At 65.7% G+C, this 10335-nt stretch carries 12 protein-coding genes; 11 read left to right on the plus strand and 1 reads right to left on the minus strand.

Annotation, left to right across the window (positions count from 1 at the left end; all coding sequences use genetic code 11):
* The first annotated feature begins 192 nt into the window (after window positions 1-192).
* From QZY03_RS10755 to QZY03_RS10805, 11 genes are all read left to right on the plus strand, one after another.
* Entirely contained in the window at window positions 193-624 is a 432-nt protein-coding gene (locus QZY03_RS10755; RefSeq protein ID WP_295580837.1) for a DUF971 domain-containing protein, read from the plus strand.
* Window positions 621-2228: a SagB/ThcOx family dehydrogenase gene (locus QZY03_RS10760; RefSeq protein WP_295580839.1), complete on the plus strand. Its 1608-nt coding sequence runs from the start codon at window positions 621-623 to the stop codon at window positions 2226-2228. The genes QZY03_RS10755 and QZY03_RS10760 overlap by 4 nt, the downstream gene beginning before the upstream one ends.
* Before the next feature lie 11 nt (window positions 2229-2239).
* Complete coding sequence (locus tag QZY03_RS10765) at window positions 2240-3400, plus strand: PQQ-dependent sugar dehydrogenase (protein WP_295580841.1); 1161 nt, start codon at window positions 2240-2242, stop codon at window positions 3398-3400.
* Between the two features lie 122 nt (window positions 3401-3522).
* A complete protein-coding gene (locus QZY03_RS10770) occupies window positions 3523-4818 on the plus strand; it encodes a sodium:proton antiporter (protein WP_295580843.1) in 1296 nt (431 codons plus the stop codon).
* Entirely contained in the window at window positions 4818-5789 is a 972-nt protein-coding gene (locus QZY03_RS10775) for a DMT family transporter (RefSeq protein ID WP_295580845.1), read from the plus strand. Before QZY03_RS10770 ends, QZY03_RS10775 begins: the two co-directional genes overlap by 1 nt.
* A gap of 46 nt (window positions 5790-5835) precedes the next feature.
* Window positions 5836-6288, plus strand: coding sequence for a rhodanese-like domain-containing protein (locus QZY03_RS10780; RefSeq protein ID WP_295580847.1), 453 nt, complete (start codon window positions 5836-5838; stop codon window positions 6286-6288).
* A 16-nt stretch (window positions 6289-6304) separates the two neighbouring features.
* Complete coding sequence (locus QZY03_RS10785) at window positions 6305-6865, plus strand: Uma2 family endonuclease (protein ID WP_295580849.1); 561 nt, start codon at window positions 6305-6307, stop codon at window positions 6863-6865.
* A gap of 26 nt (window positions 6866-6891) precedes the next feature.
* Entirely contained in the window at window positions 6892-7233 is a 342-nt protein-coding gene (locus QZY03_RS10790; RefSeq protein WP_295580851.1) for a DUF29 domain-containing protein, read from the plus strand.
* A gap of 141 nt (window positions 7234-7374) precedes the next feature.
* The gene (locus QZY03_RS10795) at window positions 7375-7707 is read left to right on the plus strand and encodes a DUF29 domain-containing protein (protein WP_295580853.1); all 333 of its coding nucleotides are present in this window, start codon (window positions 7375-7377) and stop codon (window positions 7705-7707) included.
* Window positions 7599-7928 (plus strand): DUF29 family protein, encoded by a 330-nt coding sequence (locus tag QZY03_RS10800; RefSeq protein ID WP_295580859.1) that lies wholly within the window; start codon window positions 7599-7601, stop codon window positions 7926-7928. The genes QZY03_RS10795 and QZY03_RS10800 overlap by 109 nt, the downstream gene beginning before the upstream one ends.
* An 862-nt stretch (window positions 7929-8790) precedes the next feature.
* On the plus strand, window positions 8791-9135 hold the full coding sequence (locus QZY03_RS10805; protein WP_295580855.1) for a transposase: 345 nt from the start codon (window positions 8791-8793) through the stop codon (window positions 9133-9135).
* Here QZY03_RS10805 and QZY03_RS10810 read toward each other — a convergent pair.
* Window positions 9132-10335: DUF6399 domain-containing protein (locus QZY03_RS10810; RefSeq protein ID WP_295580857.1), on the minus strand; the 1204-nt coding region annotated here is incomplete at its 5' end. The genes QZY03_RS10805 and QZY03_RS10810 overlap by 4 nt on opposite strands.

Genomic DNA, 10335 nt, shown 5'->3' on the forward strand with positions numbered 1-10335 from the left:
CGCTGCTGCGGTAGGAGCGGCCCCCGGCCGCGACGCGTGCCGGCTTGGGTCTGGCCGGCTTAATGATCAAGGCCCCCAAGTCAAACAGACTGTCCTAATTTCATGCCGAGAAAACTCCGTTGGCATCCCGCGTCCGCGTCCCAACCTCAAAGGTAAATTCAACGCGAGAAAGCCAACGCACGTTATCTCATCATGGAAAACCGACCGCTGCCGACCGAGATCAACCTCCACCAGCAGTCACGGGTGCTCGAGATCACCTATGACGACGGCGCCCGATTCAGTCTGCCCTGCGAGTATCTGCGTGTTCTGTCGCCTTCCGCCGAGGTCCGCGGGCATTCTCCCGCCACCGCCAAGCTACAGGTCGGCAAGGAACAGGTCGGCATTACCGACCTGGAGCAGATCGGCAGCTATGCCCTGAAGATCCATTTCGACGACGGGCATCACTCGGGCCTCTACGACTGGCAGTACCTCTATAAGCTCGGCCGCGCCTGGCAGCCGCTCTGGTTCGACTATCTCGAGCGACTCATGGCCGCCGGTCACCAGCGCCAGGGACCTGATCCTTTCGAGATGCTCAAAGCGCGCGGCGAGGCCCCGTCGCGACTGCCGGAGCCGGCGACGGCATGACCACTCTGGACCTGATCTACGCCTATCATCAGCAAAGCAAACATCACCTCAATGGCTACGCCCCTGGTCCGGGTGGCCTGGACTGGACGAATCAGCCGGACCCGTTTCGGGTCTTCACCGGGGCCCCGGGGATCGACCTGCGGCTGGCGGCCGATGCCGAGACGGCGCCGTTCTCAGCGATTCGCAGCGGAGAACGGCCACATCCGGCTCCTGTGGATCTGGCCCATCTGGCCGTCTTGTTGGAGCTGTCATTCGGACTCTCGGCCTGGAAGTCCTATGGCGATGCCCGGTGGGCGCTGCGCTGCAATCCATCCAGCGGGAATCTGCACCCCACCGAGTGTTATCTGATTACCGGCGCGCGGGCGGGTCTCGCCGGCGGGGTCTATCACTATGTGAGCCGAGATCATCGGTTGGAACAACGCGCGCTCGACCTGGAAGCAGCGCCGACGCTGCCGCCAACCGAGGGTCTGGTGGTGGCGCTCAGCAGCATCCACTGGCGGGAAGCCTGGAAGTACGGCCTGCGCGCCTTCCGCTACTGTCAGCACGATCTCGGCCACGCCATCGCGGCGGTTGCCTATGCCGCCGCGCTCCTGGGCTGGCAGGTAACGCGGCTGCCCTGGGGCGACGCGGTGCTGGCCGGGCTCCTGGGGCTCGACCGTGCCGATGAATTCGCGCCCGGTCACCAGGAGGCTCCGGATTTGGCGCTCTGGGTCGGCCCCGCGATCCCGCCGGAGGCCGAACTCACGCGACTGCGCCAGGCACCGCGGTGTTTCCAAGGCAAGGCGAACCTGTTGAGCCGGGACTATCGGCACTGGTCCGGGATCGCAACCGTGCATGAGGCCGCTGAGCGCCCCGATGCAGTGCGCCCTGTCGCCATACAACACCCGACCCTCCCACCGCCGGCGAAGAACCCCTGCGCACTCAGTGCTGCCGATTTGATTCGCCAACGCCGCAGTGCGCAGGAATTCGACGGGGCGACACCGCTGTCGGCGCAGCGCTGGTTCGCCATGCTGGACGCCCTGTTGCCACGCGCCGGGGTACCGCCACTGGACGCCTGGAGCGGACCGCCCCGCATCCATCTCGCCCTGTTTGTGCACCGGGTGGAGGGGATTGCCCCCGGGCTTTACTGCCTGGCCCGCGACCCCGCGGCCATCCCCGCCCTGCGCACCGGCCTGCGCAAAGACTGGCGCTGGGACCCGGTCCCCGGCGCGCCCGACCACCTGCCGCTGTTCTGCCTGGTCCAGGGCGACGCCCGCGCGGCGGCACGCCAGCTCGCCTGCCATCAGGACATTGCCGCCGACAGCGCCTTCGCAGTCGGGATGCTGGCGGACTTCGATGCGGCACTCGCGGATGGACCCTGGCACTACCGGGAACTCTTCTGGGAATGCGGCCTGATCGGTCAGATTCTCTATCTGGAGGCGGAGGCGGCCGGGCTTCGCGGGACCGGGATCGGCTGCTTCTTCGACGACGCGGTGCATGATCTGCTGGGAATTGCCGACACCCGGTGGCAATCGCTTTACCATTTCACCGTGGGCGGTCCGCTGGAGGACCAGCGGTTACAGACCGAACCGCCCTATGCCCATCTGGACACCCGAGCGCCATGATCCGTTCGCCCATGAGTATCCGCGCGATCCTGGCTCCGCTGTTGCTGGCGTGGCTGCCGCTGGCCAGTTGCGCGCCGCCGGGCGGACCGGCGCCGATCAGCGGTGAGGTGCCGGAGGCGCGCGGCTGGCGGGCGGAGACGGTGGTCACGGGGCTCGAACACCCCTGGTCCATCGCCTGGCTGCCGGACGGCACGGCCCTGATCACCGAGCGTCCCGGACGCCTGCGCCTCGTGCGTGACGGCCGGCTGGATCCCGTCCCCATCGCCGGAGTACCGGAGGTCTTGGTCTATGGCCAAGGCGGTCTGCTCGATGTTGCACCGCACCCGCGATTCGCCGAGAACCAACAGGTCTATCTCACCTTTGCCCAGGGCACCAAGGACGCCAACCGCACCGCCCTGGCACGGGGGCGCCTGCGCGAGGGCCGGCTGGAAGACCTCCAGATTATTTTCCGCAACGCCGACACCAAGAACGACGGCCAACACTTCGGCTCGCGTTTGCTGTGGTTACCCGACGGCTCACTGCTGATGAGCATCGGCGACGGCGGCAACCCGCCGATTGCCCATGCCGGAGCGAATATCCGCAACCAGGCGCAACACCCGAGTACCCACTTCGGCAAGGTCGTGCGCCTGAGCGAGGACGGTCAACCCCTTCCCGACAACCCCTTTCTGGACCAACCGGGTGCCCGCCCCGAAATCTGGACCCTGGGTCACCGCAACATCCAGGGCCTGACCCGCGACCCCCGCACCGGCCGGGTCTGGGCCACCGAGCATGGCGCCCGCGGCGGGGATGAACTCAACCTACTGGTCGGCGGCGGCAACTACGGTTGGCCGGTGGTGACCTACAGCATGGAATATTGGGGACCCAAGATCACGGATGAGACCAGTCGGCCCGGTATGATCGACCCCAGGCTGGTCTGGGTGCCGTCGAAAGCCCCCAGCGGGCTCGCTTTCTACAGCGCAGAGCGCTTGCCCGGCTGGCAGGGCGATCTGTTCAGCGGTGCACTGAAGTTCGGCCAAATCCGCCGGATCGACCTGGACGGCGAACGGGTGGCGGGAGAGGAGAAGCTCACCATCGGCGCCCGCGTGCGCGATGTGCGGCAGGGGCCTGACGGCTTCTTGTATGTCCTCACCGATGAGCCCAATGGGCGCTTGCTGAGGATCGTCCCCGACTGAGGGTCGCGGCCGGAATTGCATTCACGGAGCCTTGCGTTTAGCGTGCGGGATCAAGCAACCGCACCGGCCCGGCGCATCGTCGGACCAACCTGGACGCACCACCCTGGGGGACGCACCTCGCCATGCGATTTTTCGACATCATTGCCGCCCTGCTCACGCTGTCCGCGCTGTTCAGTTGGTTCAACTACCGGTTTCTGAAACTGCCGACCGCGATCGGCCTGATGTTGATCGCGCTGCTGATCTCACTGACCCTGCTGCTGCCGATTCCGGGCAGCGACGGGCTGGAGGATGACGTGAAGCGGATGCTCGACAGCATCCCCTTCGACGAGGCCGTGCTGCACGGGATGCTCGGCTTCATGCTCTTTGCCGGGGCGCTGCATGTCAAGCTTTCCGATCTCGCGGAACATAAGTGGGCCATCGCCTTGCTCGCGAGCGTCGGGGTGCTGATCTCGACTCTACTGGTCGGTCTGGGCGCCTGGCTGCTGTTCCTTCTGCTCGGGCTCCAGGTTCCCCTGATCTACTGCATGGTGTTCGGCGCCCTGATCTCGCCGACCGACCCCATCGCGGTCCTCAGCATCCTGAAGCAGGCCGCGGCGCCGAAGAGCCTGGAGACCAAGATCACCGGCGAATCGCTGTTCAATGACGGTGCAGCCGTGGTGCTCTTCCTGGTACTGGTACAGATTGCTGTCGGCGCCGAGCAGCTCCATCCGGGGCTTTTTCTGACTACCTTCCTGCAAGAGGCCGTCGGCGGCTTCGCCTTGGGTCTGGCCAGCGGCGGTCTCGCGTATTACATGATGCGCGGAATCGACAACTACCAGGTCGAGGTGCTGATCACCCTCGCGGTGGCCAGCGGCGCCTATGCGGTGGCCGAACACTGGCATGTCTCAGCGCCGATAACCGTCGTCATCGCCGGCCTGTTGATCGGCAACCTGGCGCGTGACGGGGTCTGGTCGGACCAGACGATGCGGCATGTCGACAGCTTCTGGGAACTGACCGACGAGATCCTGAACGCCGTGCTGTTCGTCCTGATCGGGCTTGAGGTGATGGTGCTGACCATGACGGGATCGATCCTGCTCGCCGGTCTGCTGGCCATCCCGCTGGTCCTGGCCGCCCGGGCGATCAGTACCGGTCTGCCGATGGCATCGCTGACCCGGTTTCGCACCTTTGCCCCCGGGGTGATCGCAATCCTGACCTGGGGCGGGCTGCGCGGCGGCATCTCGGTGGCGATGGCCCTGGCCTTGCCGCACGGCGAGATCCGCGACCTGTTGGTCTCAGTGACCTATATCGTGGTGGTGTTCTCGATCCTGGTGCAGGGTCTGACGCTGGGTCCGGTCATCCGTGCGATGGGGCGCCGGGCCGACCAGGAGTTCGCCTCGAAGGGTTTGGCAGAACCGGCCCCGGCCGCGCGTCCAGTCTGATGCACGAGACCCGCGTCGCGTTGCCGCGAGCAACCTACCTGGCCGGCGCACTCTGGGGACTCTTCGCCATTTCGATCTGGGTGGGATGGATCTTGTTGACCCGATTCGGCGTCACGACCTCCCTCTCGCCCTTCGACATCACCGCGTTGCGGTTCGGCTGTGCCGGCGCGCTCTTGTTGCCAATCGTGATCCGTGACGGGTTTGCGGTCCGTCAAGTCGGCTTACCACTGCTTTGCGTGATTTGTGCTGGCGCCGGCGTCCCCTATGTACTCATCGCCTCGGGCGGTTTGCAGTTCGCCCCGGTCGGGCACGCCGGGGCCCTGATCCCCGGCACCATGCCCCTATGGGCCGCACTGCTCGCGATGCTCTTTCTGCACGAAAGAATCGCCCGCTCGCGCCAAGCCGGACTCCTGTTGATTCCTGTCGGCATCCTGATTCTGATCGGGACGGGCCTCGCCGACCTCGCCAGCGGCCATTGGCGAGGACACATCCTATTTCTGCTCGCGGCGGTCTGTTGGGCCAGTTTCACCGTTGCCATGCGCCGCGCCGGCACCAAGGGCTTCACCGCGTTACACGCGGCTGCGGTCGTATCGGTGGTGTCGGCCATCTGGTACTTGCCGGTCTATGCGCTCTTCCTGCCGCACCGGCTCACGGCAGCACCCTGGAGCGCCATTGTGATTCAGACGGTCTATCAGGGTATTCTGGTGTCGATCGTCTCGCTGTTCGCGTACGCCAAGGCGGTCGGGATCCTCGGGGCCTCGCTGGGCTCGAGCTTCGCCTCGCTGGTGCCCGTGCTGGCCATGCTCGCGGCGATCCCGCTGCTTGGTGAGGTGCCAAGACCCGTCGACTACGTCGGCATCGCGGCAATCACCGTGGGCGTGTTCCTGTCCAGCGGTGCCTATCAGGCATTAGTCCCGGCTGGGATACGGACACTTGGAATCGCGGCACGGCGACCTAACTCAGCCGACTAAGCTGTAGCCGGGCGGATCTGATCCGTCCCCCATTCAAGAGATACCGATGATGATCCTTCGCTTTCCCCTGAAACGCCAAGCCCTGGCCTTGTTCGCCGGCCTGCTGCTGACTGCCTGCTTGTCCGAGGCCGGGCCAACGCTGACCGCCCCGGAGGCCAACGACCAGGCGCGCACCGGTGCGCTCACCCTGATCGACATCCGCACCCCCGAGGAATGGCGTCAGACCGGCGTCGCCGAGGGAGCAGTACGCATCGAAATGCGCAACCCCAAGGGGCCGGACGGCTTTGCCGAGGCCGTGCTCGCCGAGGTCAAGGGCGACCGCAACGCGCCCATTGCGCTCATCTGCCGCACCGGGAATCGCACCACCTACATGCAAAAAGAGCTCGAGGCGCGCGGCTTCACCCACGTCTATAACATCAAGGAAGGCATGGTCGGCAGCGCCGCCGGACCCGGCTGGATCAAGCGCGGGCTACCGGTACAGGCGTGCAAACAGTGTTGAGGTCGGCCGCTGCAACATGAGCGCCGTGCTGGAACTGACCAGACACCGATTCAGCCGGGCACACTATGACCGGATGATCGATGCCGGCGTATTCGGGCCGCAGGACCACGTGGAATTGCTGGACGGGGAGATCATCGACATGGCACCCCAGAAGAGCCGGCATGCCACCGCGGTCACGCTGGTCGCGGACGCCTTGCGTAGCGCATTCGGCGCCGACGTCACCGTGCGCGTCCAACTCCCATTCAACCTCGACGACCACTCGGCGCCTGAACCCGATGTCGCCGTCGTCCCCGGCAAACCGCGTGACTACCGCGATGCCCACCCCGCCCGCGCGGTACTCATCTGCGAAATTTCCGACACCACCCTCGCCTATGATCGCGGCCGCAAGCTCGCGGCGTACGCCCGTGCGGGCGTGCCTGAGTATTGGATTCTGGACTTGAACGCGGAGACACTGGAGGTCTGCCGCGAACCACAGAACAGCGACTATGCGCAGCGATGGGTTCTGGCGGCGGATGCCCAGGCCTCCCCGCTGGAAGTCGCCACTCAGCACATCTTGGTTGGCGACCTGCTGCCCTGAAGCACTTCATTGCGGAGTTAAACGACATGAGCGACAGCCAACAGCACGAATTAGTCAACCGGCTGCGCGTGCTTTTGGCACATCTGCTCAAATGGCATTTTCAGTATCCCCGTCTCTCGCAGCGGTGGGCGGAAATCGAGGGCAAACGCTGGCGCGACACCATCATTGAGCAACGCGCGGCCCTGCGCTATCTGTTGGAAAAGAACACGGCGCTTCAAGCCGTGTTGGCAGAGGCTATTGTCGAATCCTATCGTCAGGCGGTTGATATGGCCGCCGAGGAGTCGGATGTGCCGGCCACGATCTTCCCGCGAGAATGCCCCTATGATCAAGCACAGATTCTGGAGCGGGGGTTTTATCCACCACGCTGAATCGGTTATACGATTGATGCGGTTCGAGTATTCACCGCATCCTACACGCTACGCGCCAACATGAGGCAACCAACCCGTCGCCTGCAGCGTAACAAAATCCGTCCACCAGGCGCCGCGGTCAATGACGGAGGATTTAATCAGATGAGCAACCTGAGCTTGCTATATGAGAAGGACTTTTCCGACTGGACCGCCCGCACCGTCGATCTGCTCCGACAGGGACGCTTTGCGGAGTTGGACATCGATCACCTGGTAGAGGAATTGGACGACATAAGCAAGAGCCAGCGACACGAGCTGGTCAACCGGCTGCGTGTGCTGCTGGCGCATCTGCTCAAGTGGCAGTTCCAGTATCGACAAATCTCCGGGCAGTGGGCGGAGTTCGAGGGCAAGAGCTGGCGCAACACCATCATCGAGCAGCGGGCGGCGCTGCGCTGCGCTATCTGCTGGACAAGAACCCGGGGCTCAGGGCCGCGCTAGCGGATAGTATCGCGGAGTCCTATGGTCAGGCGGCCGATCTGGCGGCGCAGGAGTCGGGACTATCGGCGGCGGCCTTCCCGATGGAATGTCCCTATAGCCAAGGGCAGATCCTGGATCGGGATTTTTACCCGCCACGTACTCGTTCAGACCCCCCACCTCAGACCAGCGATCCGCGAGACATTGGCGGGCGATCGTGGCAACATAGTGTACTAAGAGTTTAGGTTTCTTAGGCCGCCTGCGAACGCGCGAGACGTGACGTGAAGCTCAGCCAGCACGATCTGCGACAACTGGACGACGGGTACCTGCAGCGCCTGCCGGAGGCGCTGTCGTGGACGTTGTTGGCGGATCTGGAGGAAGCGCAAGAGCGTCTGCGGCAGAATCCGAACAACAGTTCCCGGCCACCGATGCAGTCGTGCGCCCTGCGATCGCGCGGGGGTGGCCGCGACCGAGGCGCCGGAAACCGACGCGGACGAAGACGCGGTCGCTCGACACGAGCGCGGCGGACGACGCTGAGCCAGCGGCGCCCCCGCCGGGCGCCCCCACCCCGCCCGAGCGTCCGCAGCGCAAGCCGGGGAAGCAGCCCGGGACACCGGGCGTGGGGCGCACGCAGCGGTTCACCGCGCAGGCCACCGAGGCGCATCGCCCTGCGGCCTGTCACGGCTGTCAGGCGTCGCTCGCCGGGGCGGCCGCGGCTGTCTGTTACACCGGGTTTCAATCGCTCGATCTAGTCTGGGGTAACCCCACGGCGCCGGGCGTGCGGCTGCGCGTGGTCGATCACCGCTTCTTCGAGGCGGCTGCGACGCCTGCGGGCACCACACCCGTGAGCAGCCCATGCAGGTCGCGGGCGACCCCACGCTGGAGGGCGTGCAACTATGCGGCGGCTGGTCGGCCCGGGGCTGGCGACCTTGATCGTCGCGTTGAGCCTGCGCTTTCGCCTCTCGCGGGCACGCATCCAAGAATTCCTTGACGACTGGTTGGGGTGCACCTGAACATCGGGACCATCCACCAGACACTGCATGAGGCCGCCGCGGTGGTGGCACCGGTCGAAGCGACCCTACTGGCCGACATCCAAGCGAGAGCGGCTTGCTGCACGCCGACGAGACCTCCTGGCCGCAACAGGAGCAAAGTCGGTGGTTGTGGGTGTTCCTCACGGCGACGACGACCCTGTATGTCATCGCCGGACGCGGCAAGGCCACGGTCACGCAGGTGCTGGACGGCTTCAGCGGGTGGCTGATGAGCGATGGCTGGTTCTCCTACCGCGGGTATCCGCGCCGCCTGCGCTGCTGGGCGCACCTGCTGCGCAAAGCACAAGGACTGGTGGATTGTTACGATGCGGGCGGCCGGGCCTTTGGTCACCTGGTCCGCACCACGCTGGAAACCTTGATGGCGGCGATGGCCTTGATCATCGTTCCGGCCACCCCCCGCTAGGCCGCCACCGGCAGCAGCGAGAGCGGCTTGGGCGGGCGGGGTCGTCGGCGCGCTGGTGGCGGGGGTAGCGGCATCCGCTGGAGCACCAGCGCGAACAACGCCGCGTGAGCTTGGCCGAAGAAACGCTCGGCGGCCGTGGTGCCGTCAGCGCGGCGGATGTGGAAGTTATGCACCGCGGTCAGTGCCGCGAGCTTTTGATCGCTCAGGCGATGCCGGCCATGATGATGCAGGGACAGTTGACCGTTGCGACCCTCCACCGCGGAACTGCTGCGCTGGAACAGATCGGCGCAGTCGCCGGCCACCTGTTCGAGGCGCGCGCGCTCGATCGCCGACAGGGCGTTGAGCGGATGATCGGGTTGGCCGAGCGGTTCGAGCAACTGACGGCTCAGCGCGCGCAGTCGGTGGCGCGGTTCGGCGTGCGTGCTGCGCGCCGCGACCCGTTCCAGGTAGAGCGCCGGAATCACCTGCGTCAGGAGGGCGTGTTCCAGGGCGGGCGACAGATTCAGTGCCTCGACCTTGGCCTGCACGGTCGCGAAGAAAAAGGTGATGGTGGCGAGGAACTGGATGGTCAGGCGCTCGGCTTTGGCCAAGCGCTCGCGGGCACGGGTCGGCAGATCGGCCGCGTCGGCAAGCTGTTGCAGCCGCGCCCAGACATCGGCAAAACGTTGGGCAATACGCTCCACGGGCTGCGCCTGTCCGTGCTCCAAGTCATAGGGGTGATAGAGGATTCCCAGTTCACGCACCACGTCACGCGCGTCCGTTTGACGCGTCTGGGCCTGCGCGTGATCGGCTTCGGCCTGCACCACGGCGGCCACGGCGTCTTCAATCCGCGCCGCGAAAGCGGGTGGACGCCCGCAGGGACGTGGCGATTGCGCCTCATACGCCCGCTCGGCCGCCCGGGCGGCGTCCCAGCGCGCCTGCGCGGCCACGACGCGGCCCTCAGCCTGCTTCACTTGGCGGGCCAGGTGCAGGCTGGGGCCCTTCGATACCTCCTGTTGTCCATGGAACAGGTCCGGTGAGTGATGGGCCAAAAAATCCGTTTCAATGTGCCGGCGCAACGCCGTGGCCTCATCGCTGGTGCCCTGCATCACCGTCACGTTCAAGCCGGCCAGAGCGTCGCGTAACGCCAGCGTCCAAGTGGCGGCCGTGCGATCCGCCGCGTACTGTTCCGCCAGCAGAAAATTCGATACCGGCTCCAGC

The sequence above is a fragment of the uncultured Lamprocystis sp. genome, from assembly GCF_903933125.1.
GTDB lineage: Bacteria > Pseudomonadota > Gammaproteobacteria > Chromatiales > Chromatiaceae > Thiodictyon.

Excerpts from the sequence above, each read along its gene's own strand:
- QZY03_RS10765 (WP_295580841.1), top strand. The coding sequence starts at position 2,240 with ATGAGTATCCGCGCGATCCTGGCTCCGCTGTTGCTGGCGTGGCTGCCG.
- QZY03_RS10770 (WP_295580843.1), top strand. The coding sequence starts at position 3,523 with ATGCGATTTTTCGACATCATTGCCGCCCTGCTCACGCTGTCCGCGCTG.
- QZY03_RS10775 (WP_295580845.1), top strand. The coding sequence starts at position 4,818 with ATGCACGAGACCCGCGTCGCGTTGCCGCGAGCAACCTACCTGGCCGGC.
- QZY03_RS10755 (WP_295580837.1), top strand. The coding sequence starts at position 193 with ATGGAAAACCGACCGCTGCCGACCGAGATCAACCTCCACCAGCAGTCA.
- QZY03_RS10785 (WP_295580849.1), top strand. The coding sequence starts at position 6,305 with ATGAGCGCCGTGCTGGAACTGACCAGACACCGATTCAGCCGGGCACAC.
- QZY03_RS10790 (WP_295580851.1), top strand. The coding sequence starts at position 6,892 with ATGAGCGACAGCCAACAGCACGAATTAGTCAACCGGCTGCGCGTGCTT.
- QZY03_RS10795 (WP_295580853.1), top strand. The coding sequence starts at position 7,375 with ATGAGCAACCTGAGCTTGCTATATGAGAAGGACTTTTCCGACTGGACC.
- QZY03_RS10760 (WP_295580839.1), top strand. The coding sequence starts at position 621 with ATGACCACTCTGGACCTGATCTACGCCTATCATCAGCAAAGCAAACAT.
- QZY03_RS10780 (WP_295580847.1), top strand. The coding sequence starts at position 5,836 with ATGATGATCCTTCGCTTTCCCCTGAAACGCCAAGCCCTGGCCTTGTTC.